We start from the raw sequence: 18,670 nt of genomic DNA on the forward strand, positions 1-18,670 counted from the left end.
GCAGCGACGGATCCGGCCACTCCATGGAGCGCCGGCAAGGTGATGGCGCAAGGCGCGGCATCCGCACTGAAACACACCGCGCGGGACGGCGCCGCAGAAGCCATCCATGTCGAGAACCTGCACAAGAAGTTCGGTGAGCTACATGTGCTGAAGGGCGTTTCGCTGTCGGCGCGCGACGGCGAGGTCATCGCCATCATCGGCGGCAGCGGCTCCGGCAAGTCGACGCTTTTGCGCTGCATCAACTGCCTGGAAAACCCGACCAGCGGTATCATCCGCGTCAATGGCGAGGAGATCCGGCTGAAGGCCGACAGCCACGGCCACACCATTCCGGCCGACCGCAAGCAGATCGAGCGCATCCGATCGAAGCTCGGCATGGTGTTCCAGAACTTCAATCTGTGGAGCCACATGACGCTGATCGAGAACGTCATCGAGGTTCCGGTGCATGTGCTGGGCGTCAAGCGCGAGGCGGCGATCAGCGAAGCCGAAAAACTGCTCGCCCGCGTCGGCCTTGCCGAAAAGCGCGACGTCTATCCGGCCTATCTGTCGGGCGGCCAGCAGCAACGTGCTGCGATCGCCCGGGCGCTGGCCATCAACCCGCGCGTCATGCTGTTCGACGAACCGACCTCGGCGCTCGACCCGGAGCTGGTCGGCGAGGTGCTGAGGGTGATCGGCGATCTGGCGCGCGAAGGCCGCACCATGGTGCTGGTCACCCACGAGATGAAATTCGCCCGCGAGGTCGCGACCCATGTCGTCTACCTCTACAACGGGCTGGTCGAGGAAGAGGGACCGCCGGAGCAGATCTTCGGCGCACCCAGATCCGAGAGGCTGAAGCAATTCATCCGCAACATCGGCTAAGCCGAGGCGGACGAAAACCGGGGAACCAACAACAAACTGGGAGTCATGACATGAAGACTGTTCTGAAGACACTTGCCGCAGCGCTGCTGCTCGGCGTCGCCGCAATGGGCGTTGCCAAGGCCGAGCCGGTCAAGATCGGCGTCGCCGCCGAGCCCTACCCGCCCTTCGCCTCACCGGACGCCTCCGGCAAGTGGGTCGGCTGGGAAATCGAGTTTATCGATGCCGTCTGCGCCGAAGAGAAGCTCGACTGCGTCATCACCCCGGTCGGCTGGGACGGCATCATTCCGGCGCTGACGACCAAGAAGATCGACGTCATCGCCGCCTCGATGTCGATCACCGCCGAGCGCAAGAAGACGATCGACTTCTCCGACAAATATTATAACACCCCGACCGCCATCATCGGACCGAAGGACCAGAAGTTCGGCCCCGCGCCCGCAGATCTCAAGGGCAAGGTCATCGGCGTTCAGGTGTCGACCGTGCATGCCGACTACGCCAAGAAGCACTTCACCGAAGCGGCGGAAATCAAGGAATACCAGACCCAGGACGAAGCCAACCAGGATCTTGCCGCCGGCCGCATCGATGCGGTGCAGGCCGATTCCATCGCGCTCGATGCCTTCCTGAAATCGGATCAGGGCAAGCAATGCTGCGATTTGAAGGGCATGGTTGCCCAGGACATCGAGGTCCTTGGACCAGGCGTCGGCGCCGGCATCCGAAAGGAAGACACCGAGCTGAAGGACAAGATCAACGCCGGCATCAAGGCCATCCGCGCCAACGGCAAGTATGACGAGATCTCGAAGAAATATTTCGATTTCGACATCTATGGCACCGACGCACAGTCGAACTGACGATCGCTTGAGCCAGTAACCACACGGCGCGTTTTCTGCGCCGTGTGGCTTCTTCGAAACCTGTCCATGCAAGTTTTCTGCTGGCTGATATCGCCAGCAGTGCTGGCGCCAGCCACTCGGGGGCGAAGCTGATCGACGCACTTCTTCCGGTCTCGGCGGCCGGCATCATCGAACTTCTCTCGCCCACGCCGCCCGGCTGGGGCGGAACACTTCTGCTTGGGTTGCTGCATTCGATCGAGATCGCCGTCGGCGCCACTTGCGTCGGCCTTTTGATCGGCACCTGCGGCGCCTACGGCAAGCTCTATGGTGGCCCGGTGGTGCGCGATCTGCTGGCCGTCTACACGACCATCGTGCGTGCGGTGCCCGAACTGGTTCTGATCCTGCTGCTTTACTATGCCGGCACCGACCTGATCAATCAGGCGCTGAACGCGGCCGGCTATCAGCGCATCGACATCAGCGGGCTTGCGGCCGGCATTGCCGTGTTGGGTTTTGTCCAGGGCGCCTATTCGACCGAGGTCATACGCGGCGCGATCCTTGCCATTCCACAGGGCCAGATCGAAGCCGCACGCGCCTATGGCATGTCTCCAGGTCTTCTGCTGCGCCGCATAACGCTGCCGGCAATGCTGCCTTTCGCCATACCCGGCCTTGCCAATCTGTGGCTGATCGCCACCAAGGATACCGCGTTGCTGGCAGTCGTCGGCTTCTTCGAGTTGGCGCTGGCGACGCGGCAGGCCGCCGGCGTCACCAAGGCCTATTTCACCTTCTATGTCGCTGCAGGCGCGCTCTATTTGCTGCTGTCGCTGTTTTCCAATCTCATCATCGGCCGCGTGGAGGCCTGGTCACGGCGCGGCATGCCTTCGGTCAAGGAGGGGCGCTGATGGCGGCGGAGGCGACGATCCTGAACGCTGCCGCACGCGCTTCGCTCTGGCTGCAGCCGCATCGCGTCGTGCTGATCCTGATCGCGCTGGGGCTGGTCCTGTCGGCCGCCTTCTTCATGCGCTGGGACTGGTTGCCGCAATATTACATGATGGGATTGGTTGGCATCTGGCGCGCACTCTGGATTCTGGCCGTCACCTGCACACTGGGTTTCCTGCTCGCCGTGCCGCTCGGGCTGGCACAGGCCGCTGGCTCCTTCTGGTTCGCCGCGCCCGCCAAAGTCTTCTGCACCGTCATCAGGGGCACGCCGCTGCTGATCCAGCTCTGGCTGCTGTACTACGGGCTGGGCTCGCTGTTTCCACAATATCCGTGGATCCGCGATTCCTGGATGTGGCCGTATCTGCGGCAGGCCTGGCCCTATGGCGTTCTGGCGCTGACGCTGTCCTTCGCCGGCTATGAGGGCGAGGTGATGCGTGGTGCGTTTGCCGGCGTACCGAGGGGGCAACTGGAAGCTGCCCGCGCCTTCGGCATGAGCCGCTGGAAGACCTTCCGGCGCATCTGGCTGCCGCAGGCCTTCTACCGGGCATTGCCGACACTGACCGGCGAAACCGTGCTGCAACTGAAGTCGACACCACTGGTGGCAACCATCAGCGTCATCGACATCTTTGCCGTCTCGTCCAAAGTGCGGCAGGACACCTACCTGACCTACGAACCCTTGTTGCTGCTGGCGTTGATCTATATGGCGATCACCGGCATTCTCGTCTTCGCTTTCAGCAAGATCGAGGCGCGGATCCCCAACAAGATCGGCTAGGGTTTTAGTGAGTAGCGAATAGCGAGTAGTGAGTAGCGAACGGCTCGCTGCTATGCTTGTTCCCTATCGCCTACTGACTACTCGCTATTCGCTACTCACTCAGGACTCAGAACGGCCATGATGCAACTCAGTCTCGACCAGGCAAAAGGACTGTGCCGGATGGCGGCGCTCGGCGCCGGCGCCAATGAGGAAGCGGCGCAATCACTCACCGCCTCGATCATCGCCGCCGAGGCGGAAGGGCTTGCGACCGTCGGGCTGACGCATTTCATCGACTATCTCGAGGCGCTCGAGGCCGGACGCATCGACGGCAATGCCGATCCGGTGATCACCCGGCCAGCGCTGGCCGTCTTTCTTTCCGACGCGCGGGGCGGCCTGGCGCATACCGGCTTCGACCGCACGATCGACGATCTCGCCAAGGCGGCAAAGCTGTTCGGCGTCGCCATCTTCTCGCAGAAGAACGCCTATACATGCGGTGCGCTCGGCTATTTCACCGGACGGTTGGCGCAGCAGGGCCTGGTGTCCTTCGCCGCAACCAACGGTCCGGCCGTGCTCGCCGGCTCGGGCTCGATCAAGCCGGTCTACTGCACCAACCCAATGTCCTTTGCCGCTCCCGCGGCCGACGGATCGCCGCTGGTCATCGACCAGTCGTCGAGCGCCACCGCCTTCGTCAACATTCGCAAGGCGGCCGAGGACGGCAAGAAAATCCCGGAAGGCTGGGCGCTGGACGTCAGCGGCAATCCAACCACCGATCCTGCCGCCGCCATGAAAGGCGCCATGCTCGCCTTCGGCGGCCAGCGTGGCGCCAACATCGCGCTGATGGTCGAAGTGCTGGCGGCCGGCCTGTCGGGCGCCAACTGGTCGCTCGATGCGCCTTGGTTCAGCGGCGGACCGGACAGCCCGGGGACCGGCCTATTCGTGCTCGCCGTCGAGCCGAAGCTGCTCGATCCGGATTTCGAGCAACGAATGAAGGACCAGCTCGACCGGCTGCGCCGGCGCTACGGCGTGCATGTGCCGGGACGCGCCCGGGCAGAAGCGGCCGAGAAGGCGCAAGCGCGGGGCATCACTGCGCCCAAAGCGGTGGTGCAGCGCATTTCCGAATTCGCCGAGCGCTATTCTTCCTGAGGCCGCCTATTTCCCGCAGTGGTGATCGTTGATCTTGTTCAACGCATTCGCGTCGGGCCCAATGCGATCGTAGGAGCACGGTCCAGCCGCCGTCGTGAACAACTGCCGATCATAGTAACGCGGGCCGCCGAACAGGACGTCGATGATATCGCCATCGGCGGGAACGTAGCGTTCGGGTTGAGGTGGGGGACGATGATGCCGTTCTCCCGCGAACGCCGAGGCGCCAATGCTGCTGCCTACTGCGAAAACGAGGGCGAAGCACGCAACGCATTTTGTTGTCATCGGCAATATCCTCCTGCCATTCGAAATCACACCATACATCCAAAATCGCCAGCCGAACAAAAGTTCCCTTGCGGCATCGGGCGTGCCCGCCTCCCCTCGTTGATTGATTTGTTCGGCACAAATCCCGCAGCGCGGCGGCGTGCAATTTTTGTGCCCGCGTTCGAACCTTTCTATCGGGTTGCGGCGACCAATGCATGTCCGGGTCGGGTTTGCCCGGTCGGTGTCTTCTGTCGGATGCCTCCAGGGCGGGGCGGGCGTAACTGCTTCACGCCATGCTGATACCGTCTCAGGTCAGGCCGTCTCGTTGATCCTGGTTCGACATGAGCTCCACCCGGAAAACCCCGCTTCGGCGGGGTTTTCTGCGTTTTCGCATGCGTCAATAAAACATGTATGCAAAAGTCAACTTTTGTTTATTTGACTCAAGCCGGCCCAATCGGGCGTTTGCGAACAGCAGCAATAGAGGAGACAAAGATGTCCACCAGCACTGACAATCCGGGCAGAAGCCTTTTCGTTCCCGCCCTTGGCGGCCTTTACGCCGCGCTGAACACCGCGGCGGAAACTCTTCTGCGTGCGGTGGCCGGCATTTTCCTCACCATCCATGGCTCGCAAAAGATCACCGATCCTTTCGGCGCCGCCGAGATGGTCGAAGGCCTCGGCTTCTATCCCGGCGCGTTCTGGTCGCTGCTTCTGTCATGCACCGAGTTCTTCGGCGGCATTCTCATCACCATCGGCCTGCTGACCCGGCCCGCTGCCTTCGCCGGGATGTTCGTGCTTCTGGTCACGGTGTGGTTCCACTGGGTCACCATGGACCAGGGTTTCTCAGGCGCCGAAAAGTCGCTTCTGTGGGCAGCAATCCTGTTCTTCTTCGTCATCCGCGGCGGCAACCGTCATTCCGTCGACGCACGCCTCGGCAAGGCGTTCTGAGCAGACCAAAACAGCTCGGAGCGACCTCCGGTCGCTCTTTGCCTTTGGCGCGAAACGGATTAAGAAACGGCTTCAGCCAAGCTTTCGAGCGCCGGAGCCAGCCATGACCGAAATCCTGCAGACCCCCAAGCTCGTCGTCGTGTTCGGAGGCTCAGGCTTTGTCGGCCGCCACGTGGTGCGGGCGCTGGCCAAGCGTGGCTACCGCATCAGGGTCGCCTGCCGCCGGCCTGATCTCGCCGGTCATCTGCAGCCGCTCGGCAATGTCGGCCAGATACAGCCGGTGCAGGCCAATGTTCGGATGCGCTGGTCGGTCGACCGCGCCGTGCAGGGCGCCGACTATGTCGTCAACCTGGTGGCCGTCCTGCATGAGAGCGGCCGCCAGAAGTTCACCACTGTCCATGAGTTCGGCGCCCGCGCCGTCGCCGAAGCCGCGCGCTCGGTCGGCGCAGGCCTCACCCATATTTCGGCGATCGGTGCCGATCTGAACTCACAATCGCACTACGCGCGCACCAAGGCGCTCGGCGAGAAGGCGGTTCTGGAGACGGTCACGGACGCCGTCATCTTGCGGCCGTCGATCAATTTCGGACCGGAGGACAGCTTTTTCAACCGTTTCGCCACTATGGCGCGCTATTCGCCTGTGCTGCCGCTGATCGGCGGCGGCGGGACAAAGTTCCAGCCGGTTTATGTCGGCGATGTCGCGGAAGCGGTGGCGCGCTCTGTCGAAGGCAAGGTCAAGGGCGGCCAGATCTACGAGCTCGGCGGGCCGCAGGTGCTCACCTTCAAGGAATGCATGGAAGAGCTGCTTGCCGTGATCGAGCGCAAGCGGCTTCTGGTGCCAGTGCCGTGGTGGGTGGCCAACATCCAGGCGTCGATCCTCGGCCTGCTGCCCAATCCGCTGCTGACCAAGGACCAGGTCATGCAGTTGCGCGCGCACAACATCGTGTCGGACACGGCCACCAGGGAAGGCAGGACGCTCACAGGCCTCGGCATCCAGACGCAGTCGGTCGGAACAATCCTGCCGAGCTACCTCTGGCGTTTTCGCGCCGCCGGCCAATTCCAGCGCAAGCCTGCGGCATAAATCCGGCAGAGTGAGGTCTAGCGCGGCGTGACCTGCATCGGCAGGCCGCCCTGCGGCTGCGTTGTCAGTTTCTGCACCGGCCACGGCTTGGTTTCTGGAGTGGAGTCGAAGCGAAAACGCGACAGCATGATGGCCAGCGCGATGATCGCTTCCTGCATGGCAAAGCTGGCGCCGATGCAGACGCGAGGTCCGGCGCCGAACGGCAGATACTGGAAGCGGTCGATCTTTTCGCGGTTTCCCGGATGGAAGCGTTCGGGCATGAAGGCGTCGGGCCGGTCCCACAGCTTGCGATGGCGATGGACGACCCACGGCATCACCAGCACCGCGGCGTGCTTCGGGATATAGAGCTCTTTCCAGGTCTCCGGTTCGATCGGCTCGCGGTTGATCGACGGCGCCGGCGGATAGAGCCTGAGCGCCTCGTCGAAAGCGGCGCGGGTGAACGGCATGGCATCGAGCCAGTTCGTCGGATCGGGCTCGCGCGCCAGCACCTGGTCGATCTCCTGCTCGACCCTTTCGCGCTCCCATGGCGCCTCGGCAAGGCAGTAGAGCGTCCAGCCGAGCGCACGTGCCGTCGTCTCGTGGCCGGCGCCGATAAAGGTGATGATGTTGTCCTCGACCTCGGCCCGCGTCAGCCCGTCCGGGCCTTCGGCCTTGAGCAAAAGCGTCAGAAAGTCCTGTGGCACGCTGTCGGGATCGCGCTTGAGCCGCTCCTCGCGCATCTTGACGGTGTCGGTGACGATCTTGCGGAAATAGGCCATAGTCTTGCGGCCGCGGATGCGGGTCAGGCGCGGCAGCCAGTCGGGTGCCCGCAGCAGGTCGAGTGGATCGACGCGGCCCATGGTCTCGAAGAGGCGGTCGATCTCATTGGCGAAACTGCCCGGCTCGCCGGCGATCTCACCGGAAAACAGCGTCTCGGCCAGGATGTCATAGGTGAGCAGTGTCATGTCGTGGGCGATGTCCGACATGGCACCGCCCTCGTAGCGGGTGACGAACTCACGCGTGCGCCTCAGCATCGGCTCGGCGAAGCCGAAGATATGGCGCGGCGTGAACACCGGCGCCATTGCCTTGCGCGAGCGCTTCCACACCTCGCCCTCGGCGGTCAGCAGGCCGTCGCGCAGGATCGGCCGCAGGATTTTCTGGCGCACCGTCGCCATCTTGTAGTTCTTGGCGTTGTCGACCAGCACGTGGCGGATGAGGCCGGGGTCGTTGGCGACGACCAGAGGTCCGCCCACGCCATTCACCGAAATCCAGGGCTCGTTGTAAGTGTGCTCGCCCCACAGTTCGAGCGGATTGCGATAGACGATGCGGATCATCTCCAGCGTCGAAGGCGGCGTGGTGCGCGGCTTCGGCGCAGGGGGGACGAAGGGGGCGGGCTGTGTGTCCATGACGTGCTCCGCTGACAAGCTCAATGTAGTGGGCTGCAAAGCAGGCGTCCATGTGACCGAACGGCAAGGCCACCAGGTGGCCAGAACACTGTGTTCAGCAGAACGTGACCGGTTCCCGAAAGGTGCCTCCTTGCCGCCTTTGGCTGTGCACCGTAGGTAGTCACCAACAGATACCGTCGATCGGCAGGAGCTTGTCTTGAAACATCAGTTGAACATTATCATCGGCAGCACGCGACCTGGGCGCGCCGGACCGGTTTTCGCGGAGTGGCTGGAGCCATTCGCCCGCGAGCACGGGAAATTCGAGCCGGTGCTTACCGACATCGCCGCGTTCCACCTGCCGGTGCTGGACGAGCCGCATCATCCAAAACTCGGCAAGTACGAGAACGATCATACGAAAGCCTGGTCGAAGGCAATCGACGCCGCCGACGCCTTTGTCTTCGTGGCACCGGAATACAACTATTTCGCCGCCCCCGCGATCGTCAACGCAGTCGACTACCTGCTCAGGGAATGGCGATACAAGCCGGCTGCCATCCTCAGCTATGGCGGCGTCTCCGGCGGCCTGCGCGCGGCGCAAGCGGTCAAGCCGCTGTTGACCTCGGTCGGGGTGATGCCGATCCCCGAGGGCGTGGCGCTGTCGATGTATCAGAAGCTGCTCGACGAGAATGGCGCCTTCCAGCCCAGCGAACAGGTGCTTGGCGGCGCCAGGACCATGCTGGACGAACTGTTCCGCTGGAGCGAGGCGCTGAAGCCGATGCGGACCGCGGTCTAACTCCGCCAGCCCGGCTTGCTCATGCCATAAAGAGATGGAATGCTCCGGCAAATGACCGGGCCGGGGCGGTTCGACGTGCGTCTGCTGTTTACCTTGCTGCTGATCTTCTCGACGACCGCCGCCGCCGTGGCGGAGCGGCGCGTTGCGCTGGTCATCGCCGACGATGATTACCGGCTGATCCGGCCGCTCGCCAATCCCGTCAATGATGGCGAGGCGATGGAAGCGGCGCTGAAGAAGCTCGGCTTCGAGGTTGTTCTCGAAACCAACCGCGATCTCAGGCGCATGCGCCGCGCCCTTGACGATTTCCGCGAGGATGCAAAGGGCGCCGACGTGGCGCTGGTGTATTTCTCCGGTCATGGCGTCGAGATCTCAGGCGAAAACCGGCTTTTGCCCGTCGATGCCGACGCCTCCTCGCTTGAGGCGCTGGAGAAGACCAGCCTGCCGCTCGAGGAGGTGCGCGATGCCGTCGCCGCCACAGCCAAGGTCGGGCTGATCATGCTCGACGCCTGCCGCAGCGATCCATTCACGGGCGGCAGCGGCGACGGGCGCGGCGCGACACCGCTGATTAAGGATCTGGTGGACCAGGTCAAGCCGGGCCTCGGACGCGTCGGCAAGGCGGAAAACATCCTGTTCGCCTTTTCGGCAGCACCAGGCGAGACAGCCGCGGACGGAACCGGTCAGAATTCGCCGTTCACGGCGGCACTGACCAAATATCTCGGCACCGACGGGCTCGAAATCCGCTCTGTGCTGACGTTGGTGCAGCAGGAGGTCTATGACCTCAGCCGCGGCAAGCAATTGCCCTATGTCGAGAACGGGCTGCCGAAGCTGTTCTTTGCCTCGGCTGCCAAAGAGCAATTGCCGGAGCGCGAGCGGCTGCTGCTCGCCATGGCCGATGTGACGCCGGAGATGCGCGGTCAGGTAGAGCGGGTCGCCAGCGACGCCGACATGCCGCTGGCGCCGCTCTATGGCGCGCTGATCAGCGTGGACACCAGCCATCTCTCCGGCGAAAGCTTGGACGCCAAGCTTCGCGAGGCCGCCGACGCCTTCGTCAAGGTGCGCGACGACATGAAGATCCTGGCCGCCGACGACCCGAAGGTGACCGAGTTGCGCCGGCAGGCCGAGGAGCAGTTGTCGCTCGGCGCCTTCGATGGCGCACGCGCGATCCTTGCCAAGGCCGCCGACATCGACAATGTCTCGCGCGACACATTAAAGGCCAAGTTCGTCAGCCGCACCCTCTCCGAGGCCGCGACGCGGTTTCTGTCCGGCGGCGCGGCCCGCGCCAGCCTGGATTACGCGACTGCCATCAGCGACTATGAAACGGTGCTGTCGCTCTACGGCGAGGCCGGGCAGACCTCGCTCGGCCTGGAGCAGGCCGACCGCCAGAGCCGCACGCTGGAGGCCCTTGGCGGGCTCTACACAACGGTTGGCAATAGCGACGCCGCCGGCCGCGCCTTTGCGGCGCTGGTGGCCAACCTCGAGCAGCGGTCGCGCCAGGAAACCGATCCCAGGGTCAAGCGCGATCTCGCCATCGGCCATATCAAGTTTGCCAACATCGAGATGGCGCAAGGGGACCTGCTGGCCTCCCTGGAAAACTATGAGGCGGCCAGGGTCATGCTGCAGAATCTGACCGCACGGATCCCTGACAAAGAAGACTGGCTCGGCGATCTGGCCATGGCCAATGACAAGATCGGCAACGCACTGGCGACGCAAGGCGATGTGGGTGGGGCGGCCCAAGCCTATCAGCAAAGCCTGTCCATCAAGCAGCAATTGGCCGATGCGGAGCCGAACAGCGTCTATCTGCTGCGCGACCTGACCATTACCTATGACGAAATCGGCGACCTTGCCCGCACCACCGGCCAGCTCGACGGCGCCCAGACGGCATTCGAAGAGAGCCTGAGAATTCGGCTGGCGCTGGCGCAGAACAACCCCGATGACCCCAGGCACCAGCACGCTGTCTCCGTCAGCTACACCAGGATCGGCGACGTTCTGCGCGAGCGTGGCGACGCCGCCGGTGCGCTCGACGCCTACAACAAGAGCCAAGGGATCGCCGAAGCGCTTGTGCGCCGAGACTCAAACGACACCGATTTGAAGCGCGACCTGTCTGTCGGTTACGCCAAGATCGGCAAAGCTTACAGCGACCAGAAGGATTGGCCGCTCGCGCTGGGGTCCTTCCAGCAGGCGCTGGCGACGGCGCGCGACCTTGCCGCCATCGATCCCGGCAACACGGACTGGCAGCGCGACCTGTCTGTGTGTCTCGAACAGGTCGCCGAGGTGCTTAGAGAGCAGGGCGATGCCAGCGGTGCTCTGCAAAACTATCAGGACAGTCTTTCTATAGCCGACCGGCTGGCCAAGCTGGATCCTGCCAATTCGAACTGGCAGCGCGATATGTCGATTACCCTGCAGAAGATCGGTTATCTGGAAACCGACCGACGTCACTTTGAAGGTTCCAAGGCGGCATTCGAGGCCAGCCTCGCTATCGCCCAGAAACTGGCCCAGTCCGATCCGGACAATGCGATCTGGCAAATCGATCTGGCGCGCGCCTACATCGCCTATGCCTATGTCGCGAGGGATCCGAAGGCGGCGCTGACCAAGGCGCTTAAGCTGACGCTGGAGCTTGACCGTACGGGACGGCTGGCGCCCGGGGACAAATTCATGATCAAATATTTGCGCAACCTCCTGGCTCATTCCAACGTCCGAAAAAAATAGCCGGCTGCCAGTTGGGGATTTGGGCTGGAAATCCCCGCAAACCTTGGAAAAACCGCCTTTAGCGCCTATATCTAGGCGATATCAGAGGCGCGATTCGGGGCCGATTTTTCGCGCTGCATAAGCGGCATCTAGATAACAGGTTTTCATGAGCGATCAGAGCGACAACACCAACGGCGCCGAAGCCGAATACGGCGCCGATTCCATCAAGGTTTTGAAGGGGTTGGATGCTGTCCGCAAGCGGCCGGGCATGTATATCGGCGACACGGACGACGGCTCGGGCCTGCATCACATGGTCTACGAGGTGGTCGACAACGCCATCGACGAGGCGTTGGCAGGTCATGCCGACCTCGTCACGGTGACGCTCAACCCCGACGGTTCGGTCACGGTTATCGACAATGGCCGCGGCATTCCGACCGATATCCACACCGGCGAAGGCATTTCGGCGGCCGAAGTGATCATGACGCAGCTGCATGCCGGCGGCAAATTCGACCAGAATTCCTACAAGGTTTCGGGCGGCCTGCATGGCGTCGGCGTCTCGGTGGTCAACGCGCTGTCGGCCTGGCTGAAGCTGAAGATCCGCCGCAACGGCCAGATCTTCGAAATGAGCTTCACCCATGGCAATGCGGATGCGCCGCTAAAGGCCACAGGCAGCTACGAGCAGCAAAAGGTTGCCGGCACCTATGAGGGACGCAGCGGCAGCGAGATCACCTTTTTCCCGTCGTCCGAGACCTTCACCATGGTCGAGTTCGATTACGGCACGCTGGAACACCGGCTGCGCGAACTCGCCTTCCTGAATTCCGGCGTGCGTATCGTTTTGACAGATGCCCGCCATGCCGACATCGTGCGCCATGAACTGCATTATGATGGCGGGCTGGAAGAGTTCGTCAAATATCTCGACCGGGTCAAGAAACCACTGATCGACAAGCCGATTGCCATCAAGGCCGAGCGCGACGGCATAACCGTCGAAGTCGCGATGTGGTGGAACGACTCTTACCACGAGAATGTGCTGGCGTTTACCAACAACATCCCGCAGCGCGATGGCGGCACGCATCTGGCCGGTTTCCGTGGTGCGCTGACGCGCCAGATAACCGGCTATGGCGAATCCTCGGGCCTGACCAAGAAGGAAAAGGTGGGGCTGATCGGCGACGATTGCCGCGAAGGACTCACGGCGGTGCTGTCGGTCAAGGTTCCCGACCCGAAATTCTCTTCGCAGACCAAGGACAAGCTGGTCTCGTCCGAGGTCCGCCCGGTGGTGGAAGGGCTGGTCAACGAGGCGCTCGGCACTTGGCTCGAGGAACACCCGGCCGAGGGCAAGGTGGTGATCGAGAAGGTCATCCAGGCGGCTGCGGCGCGCGAAGCCGCGCGCAAGGCGCGCGACATCACCCGCAAGAGCTCGCTCGGCGTCACCTCGCTGCCCGGCAAGCTGGCCGACTGCCAGGAACGCGACCCGGCCAAATCCGAAATCTTCATCGTCGAGGGTGACTCGGCCGGCGGCTCGGCCAAGGGCGGGCGTTCGCGCCAGAACCAGGCCATTCTTCCCTTGCGCGGCAAGATCCTCAATGTCGAGCGAGCCCGCTTCGACCGCATGCTCGGCTCCGAGATGATCGGCACGCTGATCACCGCGCTCGGCACTTCGATCGGCAAGGACGAGTTCAACGCCGACAAATTGCGCTACCACAAGATCATCCTGATGACCGACGCCGATGTCGACGGCGCCCACATCCGGACCTTGCTGCTGACCTTCTTCTTCCGGCAGATGCCGGAGCTGATCGAGCGCGGCCACCTCTACATCGCCCAGCCGCCGCTCTACAAGGTGACGCGTGGCAAGAGCTCGCAATACATCAAGGATGAAAGCGCCTTCGAGGAGTTCCTGATCGGCTCCGGGCTGGAAGAGGCGTCGCTTTCTCTCGGTTCGGGCGAGGTGCGGGCTGGACAGGATTTGCGCAGCGCCATCGATGATGCGCTGGCGGTGCGCCAGTTGATCAACGGACTGCACACACGCTATAACAGAGGCGTGGTCGAGCAGGCGGCGATTGCCGGCGGCCTCAATCCGGATATCTTTACCGATCTCGGCCGTGCCAACGCCATGGCCGAGCGAGTCGCCAAGCGTCTCGACATCATCGCCGAGGATACCGAACGCGGCTGGACCGGCCGCATGTCGACCTCGAACGAGGGCATCGGCGGCTATGTGTTCGAGCGCACGGTGCGCAGCGTCAAGGAATTCGCGCATCTCGATCTCGGCCTGATCAATTCGGCCGATGCCCGCCAGCTCGACCGCTATGCGCCGCGCCTCACAGAGGTCTATGGCGAGCCGCCGGTGCTGCGGCGCAAGGATGTGTCGGAGACCATCTCGGGGCCGCTGGCGCTGCTCAACGCGGTGTTTGCCACCGGCCGCAAGGGCCTGACCATGCAGCGCTACAAGGGTCTTGGCGAAATGAACGCCGAGCAGCTCTGGGAAACCACGCTCGATCCGAATGTGCGCTCGCTGCTGCAGGTCAAGGTCAATGACGCAACCGACGCAGACTCGCTGTTCTCGCGGCTGATGGGAGACGAGGTCGAGCCCAGGCGTGAGTTCATCCAGGAAAACGCGCTGTCGGTTGCCAATCTGGACATCTGAGACCTGCACAGGGATTTTGAACATTGGTGCGCTCCGGCGTGCCAATGTTCTTCGAGCCCCAACAAAACATTTGAGGACCAGCCGGAACAGAAGGCCATCCGGGACATTGTGAGATTATCGATCACAATTTCTCACAGGAGGTCTTCATGGGACGCGGTATCTTGCTCTGGTTGCTTGGAATTCCGATTCCGATCATCATTCTCATCATGCTTTTCGTACGGTAGGGGGGCCTCTATGCAGTCCACCCTATCGGCTGTCGACGTCTCCGCTTCTACCGAATCCTCTTCAACTGCCGTTAGTTGGGGTCCGATCATCGCCGGCGCCTTCGCGGCCTCGACGCTGACCTTCATCCTGATGCTGCTCGGCTCGGGTCTCGGACTGAGCATGGTTTCGCCATGGTCCGGCTCCGGCGCTTCGGTCGCCACCTTCGCGGTTTCCACCGCAATCTGGCTGATCATCGTGCAGTGGCTATCGTCAGGGGTCGGCGGCTATCTCGCCGGCCGCCTGCGCACCAAATGGGTCGGCATCCACACGGATGAGGTTTATTTCCGTGACACGGCGCATGGCTTCCTCGCCTGGGCATTGGCGACGCTGCTTGTCGTCGGCGTGCTCAGCTCGGCGCTGTCGGCGGCCGTCGGCACCGGCGTGCAGGCCGTTTCCACCGTCGCATCCGGTGCTGCGATGGGTGCTTCGGCAGGCGCTTCCGCCAATGCCAGCGGGGCATCAGCCGACAATGCGACATCCTATCTCGTGGATTCGCTGTTCCGCCCTGCCGATGCGAGCAGGCTCGCAGCCACCAATCCGGACAGCGATCCCGCGGCGCAGGCTTCGCGCATCCTGATCGCCAGTGCCGCGGCAGGCGAGATTTCGGCCGACGACAAGACCTATCTGTCGCAACTGGTAGCTGCTCGCACCGGTCTGTCGGAAGCCGATGCCAAGGCGCGTGTCGATGCGCTGGTTGCCAAGGTTGAGGATGCCAAAGTCAAAGCTCAACAGGCCGCCGACACGGCACGGAAGGGCAGCGCCACCTTTGCGTTGCTCGGTGCGCTGTCGCTGGTCATCGGCGCCTTCATCGCCAGTGCCGCGGCCGCGCTCGGTGGCAGGCAACGCGACGACGAGGAAGCAGTGCTCCTTACCAGTCGCTGAGCGATCCGCTCTTGTGAACAGAAAAGCCCGGCTTGATACCGGGCTTTTTGTTTTGGAGAGATTGGCTGGGTCGGTCGACAAACGGCTCAGTGATCCATGGCCTTGACGATCTCTTCGGTCATCTTCTTGGCATCGCCGAGCAGCATCATGGTGCCGTCCTTGTAGAACAGCGTGTTGTCGATGCCGGCATAGCCGGAGCCGAGCGAGCGCTTGACGAACAGGCAGGTGCGGGCCTTGTCGACGTCGAGGATCGGCATGCCGTAGATTGGCGACGACTTGTCGTCGCGGGCGGACGGGTTCGTGACGTCGTTGGCACCGATGACGTAGGCGACGTCGGCTTGCGCGAAGTCCGAGTTGATGTCCTCGAGCTCGAACACCTCGTCGTAAGGCACGTTGGCTTCGGCGAGCAGCACGTTCATGTGGCCGGGCATGCGGCCGGCGACCGGGTGGATGGCGTATTTGACCTCGACGCCGTTGGCCTTGAGCTTGTCGGCCATTTCGCGCAGCGCATGCTGCGCCTGGGCGACGGCCATGCCGTAGCCAGGCACGATGATCACCTTCTGCGCGTTCATCATCAGATAGGCGGCATCGTCGGCCGAGCCCTGCTTGACCGTACGCTCGATGCCGTCATCGGCAGCTGCGGCCGTCTCGCCGCCGAAGCCGCCGAGAATGACCGAGATGAACGATCGATTCATGCCCTTGCACATGATGTAGGACAGAATCGCGCCGGACGAGCCGACCAACGCGCCGGTGATGATCAGCGCCAGATTGCCGAGCGTGAACCCGAGTGCCGCCGCCGCCCAGCCGGAATAGGAGTTCAGCATCGAGACGACCACCGGCATGTCGGCGCCGCCGATCGGGATGATCAGCAGGACGCCAAGAACAAGCGACGCCGCAACGATCAGCCAGAAGATGAATTTCGACTCGGTGGTGACGAGCAGGATGATCAAAACGATCAGCGCGATGCCGAGGGCGGCGTTGATGAAGTGGCGGCCACCGATCATGATCGGCTTGCCCGACATGCGGCCGTCGAGCTTGAGGAAGGCGATGACCGAGCCGGTGAAGGTGATGGCACCGATGGCAACACCAAGGCTCATCTCGATCAGCGCCTGGCTATGGATATCGTTGAGTTCGCCGATATTGAAGCTTGTCGGCGCGTACATTGCCGCCGCCGCAACCATCACTGCCGCCAAGCCGACGAGCGAATGGAAGGCGGCGACCAGTTGCGGCATCGCCGTCATGGCGATGCGCCGCGCGGTATAGGCGCCGACACTGCCGCCGATGGCAAGACCAAGGAGAATGAGCAGATAACGGCCGCCGGACGGCACATTGTCCGCCGCCAGCGCCAGCGTGGTGGCGATGGCGATGCCCATGCCGATCATGCCGTACATATTGCCCTGGCGGCTGGTGGTCGGATGCGACAGGCCGCGCAGCGCCAGGATGAACAGGATGCCGGAGACCAGATAGAGGAAGGACGCGAAGTTGGCGTTCATGGCGCTCTACTTTTCCTTCTTCTTGTACATCGCCAGCATGCGCTGGGTGACGAGGAAGCCGCCGAAGATGTTGACGGAAACCAGCATCAACGCAACGAAGCCGAAGCCGGTGGCAATGCCGGACGCCGAGATGCCGACGGCGAGCAGCGCGCCGACGACAATGACCGAGGAAATGGCGTTGGTGACGGCCATCAGCGGCGTGTGTAGCGCCGGCGTCACCTGCCAGACGACGTAATAGCCGACGAAGATCGCCAGCACGAAAATGGCAAAGCGGAAGACGAAGGGGTCGATGGCCCCGCCGGACAGCGCGTGCGCGGCGTCGCCGGCCGCGTCGGCACCACCGGGAGCAGATGCCAGGTTCTGCACCGCAAGCCTGACTGCGGCGCTCGCCTGGTCGAGCTGGTCGAGGGCTTTCTGCAGGGTCTGATCCATCACGCGATCCCTTTCGGCTTGGACGAGGGCGACTTGGGTGCGGCAGGTTTCTTTGGAGCGGCCTTCTTGGGCGTGGCTGCATCGGCAACCATCGTCTTGGCCGGGATTGCGGCGGGCTCGACACGGGGCTGTTCCGCCTTGGCAAAAGCCGGATGGACCACCTTGCCGCCATCGGTCAGCATGGTTGCCTTGACCAGATCGTCATCGCGGTTGATGGCGAGCGTCTTGGTGGTCTTGTCGACCAGCGTTTCGACGAAGGCGAACAGGTTCCTGGCGTAAAGCAGCGACGCGGACGCGGCGACGCGGCCAGGGACATTGAGATGGCCGACGATCTTGACGTTGTTGGCTGTCGTGACCACCTGGCCTGGTACGGCGCCCTCAACATTGCCGCCGCGTTCGACCGCAAGGTCGACAAGCACCGAACCTGGCTTCATCGAGGCGACCATCGCCGCCGAAACCAGCTTCGGCGCCGGCCGGCCGGGGATCAGCGCCGTGGTGATGACGATGTCCTGCTTGGCAATGTGTTCGGCGGTCAATGCTGCCTGCTTGGCCTGGTATTCCTTCGACATTTCCTTGGCGTAGCCGCCGGCCGTTTCGGCGGCCTTGAACTCATCGTCCTCGACCGCCAGGAACTTTGCGCCGAGCGATTGCACCTGCTCCTTCACCGCAGGGCGCACATCGGTGGCGGTGACGACCGCGCCAAGCCGCCTTGCCGTGGCGATCGCCTGCAGGCCGGCAACGCCGACGCCCATGATGAAGACTTTCGCCGCCGGCACCGTACCGGCCGCCGTCATCATCATCGGCAACGCCCGGTCATATTCCGAAGCGCCGTCGATCACCGCCTGATAGCCGGCAAGATTGGCCTGGCTGGACAGCACGTCCATCGACTGGGCACGGGTGATGCGCGGCATGAACTCCATCGAGAAGGTGGTGACGCCGGCCTTGGCCAGAGCGGCGACAGCAGCATCGTTGCCATAGGGATCCATGATGGCAATGACGGTGGTGCCTGATTTGTAACCCTTCAGCTCCGCTTCGCCTGGCCGGCGCACCTTCAGCACCACATCGGCCTTGGCGGCATCGCCGGCCTTGCCGATGACGGCGCCCGCCTTAGCGAATTCCTCGTCGGGAATGCGCGACCGCGTGCCGGCGCCGGTTTCGACAACCACGTCGAGACCCAGCCCCGCCAGCCGCTTTACCGTATCGGGCGAGGCCGCAACGCGTGGCTCGTTCGCGTCGAGCTCACGAGGGATGAAAACCGTCTGTCCCACCGCATTTTCCTTTCGGCTGGAACCTGTTTGCGCAGAAGGCCGGCCGGACTGCCGGCGACGT

At 63.1% G+C, this 18,670-nt stretch carries 16 protein-coding genes; 11 read left to right on the forward strand and 5 right to left on the reverse strand.

The features are described from left to right. Positions 1–42 precede the first annotated feature (42 nt). The 5 genes from LHFGNBLO_RS06220 to LHFGNBLO_RS06240 all read left to right on the forward strand — a co-directional run bounded on the left by LHFGNBLO_RS06220 (position 43) and on the right by LHFGNBLO_RS06240 (position 4,509). Positions 43–855, forward strand: coding sequence for an ABC transporter ATP-binding protein (locus tag LHFGNBLO_RS06220; protein WP_258609617.1), 813 nt, complete (start codon positions 43–45; stop codon positions 853–855). Positions 856–905: 50 nt separating this feature from the next. After that, positions 906–1,700 (forward strand): transporter substrate-binding domain-containing protein, encoded by a 795-nt coding sequence (locus tag LHFGNBLO_RS06225; RefSeq protein WP_258605201.1) that lies wholly within the window; start codon positions 906–908, stop codon positions 1,698–1,700. A 212-nt stretch (positions 1,701–1,912) separates the two neighbouring features. Further along, positions 1,913–2,578 carry an ABC transporter permease gene (locus LHFGNBLO_RS06230; RefSeq protein ID WP_258609619.1) on the forward strand — a complete coding sequence of 222 codons (666 nt, stop codon included), beginning with the start codon at positions 1,913–1,915 and terminating at the stop codon, positions 2,576–2,578. Beyond that, entirely contained in the window at positions 2,578–3,387 is an 810-nt protein-coding gene (locus LHFGNBLO_RS06235) for an ABC transporter permease (RefSeq protein WP_258605203.1), read from the forward strand. Before LHFGNBLO_RS06230 ends, LHFGNBLO_RS06235 begins: the two co-directional genes overlap by 1 nt. A gap of 120 nt (positions 3,388–3,507) precedes the next feature. Next, positions 3,508–4,509: an Ldh family oxidoreductase gene (locus tag LHFGNBLO_RS06240; protein WP_258609621.1), complete on the forward strand. Its 1,002-nt coding sequence runs from the start codon at positions 3,508–3,510 to the stop codon at positions 4,507–4,509. 6 nt (positions 4,510–4,515) lie between these two features. On the opposite strand, the gene LHFGNBLO_RS06245 is transcribed toward LHFGNBLO_RS06240, so the two are convergent. Then, complete coding sequence (locus LHFGNBLO_RS06245; protein WP_258605205.1) at positions 4,516–4,791, reverse strand: hypothetical protein; 276 nt, start codon at positions 4,789–4,791, stop codon at positions 4,516–4,518. A 471-nt stretch (positions 4,792–5,262) separates the two neighbouring features. On the opposite strand from LHFGNBLO_RS06245, the gene LHFGNBLO_RS06250 reads away from it, so the two are divergent. Further along, positions 5,263–5,715: a DoxX family protein gene (locus tag LHFGNBLO_RS06250; protein ID WP_258605206.1), complete on the forward strand. Its 453-nt coding sequence runs from the start codon at positions 5,263–5,265 to the stop codon at positions 5,713–5,715. A gap of 103 nt (positions 5,716–5,818) precedes the next feature. Further along, entirely contained in the window at positions 5,819–6,793 is a 975-nt protein-coding gene (locus LHFGNBLO_RS06255; RefSeq protein WP_258605208.1) for a complex I NDUFA9 subunit family protein, read from the forward strand. A gap of 17 nt (positions 6,794–6,810) precedes the next feature. On the opposite strand, the gene LHFGNBLO_RS06260 is transcribed toward LHFGNBLO_RS06255, so the two are convergent. Next, a complete protein-coding gene (locus LHFGNBLO_RS06260) occupies positions 6,811–8,178 on the reverse strand; it encodes a cytochrome P450 (protein WP_258605210.1) in 1,368 nt (455 codons plus the stop codon). Positions 8,179–8,374: 196 nt separating this feature from the next. Here LHFGNBLO_RS06260 and LHFGNBLO_RS06265 point away from each other — a divergent pair, with 196 nt between their 5' ends. The 4 genes from LHFGNBLO_RS06265 (at position 8,375) to LHFGNBLO_RS06280 (ending at position 15,416) form a co-directional block, all read left to right on the forward strand. Beyond that, positions 8,375–8,947: an NADPH-dependent FMN reductase gene (locus tag LHFGNBLO_RS06265; protein WP_258605212.1), complete on the forward strand. Its 573-nt coding sequence runs from the start codon at positions 8,375–8,377 to the stop codon at positions 8,945–8,947. Positions 8,948–8,986: 39 nt separating this feature from the next. Next, the gene (locus tag LHFGNBLO_RS06270) at positions 8,987–11,653 is read left to right on the forward strand and encodes a caspase family protein (RefSeq protein ID WP_258605213.1); all 2,667 of its coding nucleotides are present in this window, start codon (positions 8,987–8,989) and stop codon (positions 11,651–11,653) included. 145 nt (positions 11,654–11,798) lie between these two features. Beyond that, on the forward strand, positions 11,799–14,270 hold the full coding sequence (gene gyrB / locus LHFGNBLO_RS06275) for a DNA topoisomerase (ATP-hydrolyzing) subunit B (RefSeq protein WP_258605215.1): 2,472 nt from the start codon (positions 11,799–11,801) through the stop codon (positions 14,268–14,270). Positions 14,271–14,504: 234 nt separating this feature from the next. Then, complete coding sequence (locus tag LHFGNBLO_RS06280) at positions 14,505–15,416, forward strand: hypothetical protein (protein WP_258605217.1); 912 nt, start codon at positions 14,505–14,507, stop codon at positions 15,414–15,416. An 86-nt stretch (positions 15,417–15,502) separates the two neighbouring features. Here LHFGNBLO_RS06280 and LHFGNBLO_RS06285 read toward each other — a convergent pair whose 3' ends face one another. Genes LHFGNBLO_RS06285 through LHFGNBLO_RS06295 form a run of 3 tightly spaced genes read right to left on the reverse strand, consistent with a single transcriptional unit; the run spans position 15,503 to position 18,609 of the window. Then, positions 15,503–16,909 carry an NAD(P)(+) transhydrogenase (Re/Si-specific) subunit beta gene (locus tag LHFGNBLO_RS06285; RefSeq protein WP_258605219.1) on the reverse strand — a complete coding sequence of 469 codons (1,407 nt, stop codon included), beginning with the start codon at positions 16,907–16,909 and terminating at the stop codon, positions 15,503–15,505. A 6-nt stretch (positions 16,910–16,915) separates the two neighbouring features. Further along, positions 16,916–17,341 (reverse strand): proton-translocating transhydrogenase family protein, encoded by a 426-nt coding sequence (locus tag LHFGNBLO_RS06290; RefSeq protein ID WP_413774667.1) that lies wholly within the window; start codon positions 17,339–17,341, stop codon positions 16,916–16,918. Continuing rightward, complete coding sequence (locus LHFGNBLO_RS06295; RefSeq protein ID WP_258605223.1) at positions 17,341–18,609, reverse strand: Re/Si-specific NAD(P)(+) transhydrogenase subunit alpha; 1,269 nt, start codon at positions 18,607–18,609, stop codon at positions 17,341–17,343. The genes LHFGNBLO_RS06290 and LHFGNBLO_RS06295 overlap by 1 nt, the downstream gene beginning before the upstream one ends. Positions 18,610–18,670 lie beyond the last annotated feature (61 nt).

Source organism: Mesorhizobium sp. AR10 (assembly GCF_024746795.1).
Taxonomy (GTDB): domain Bacteria; phylum Pseudomonadota; class Alphaproteobacteria; order Rhizobiales; family Rhizobiaceae; genus Mesorhizobium.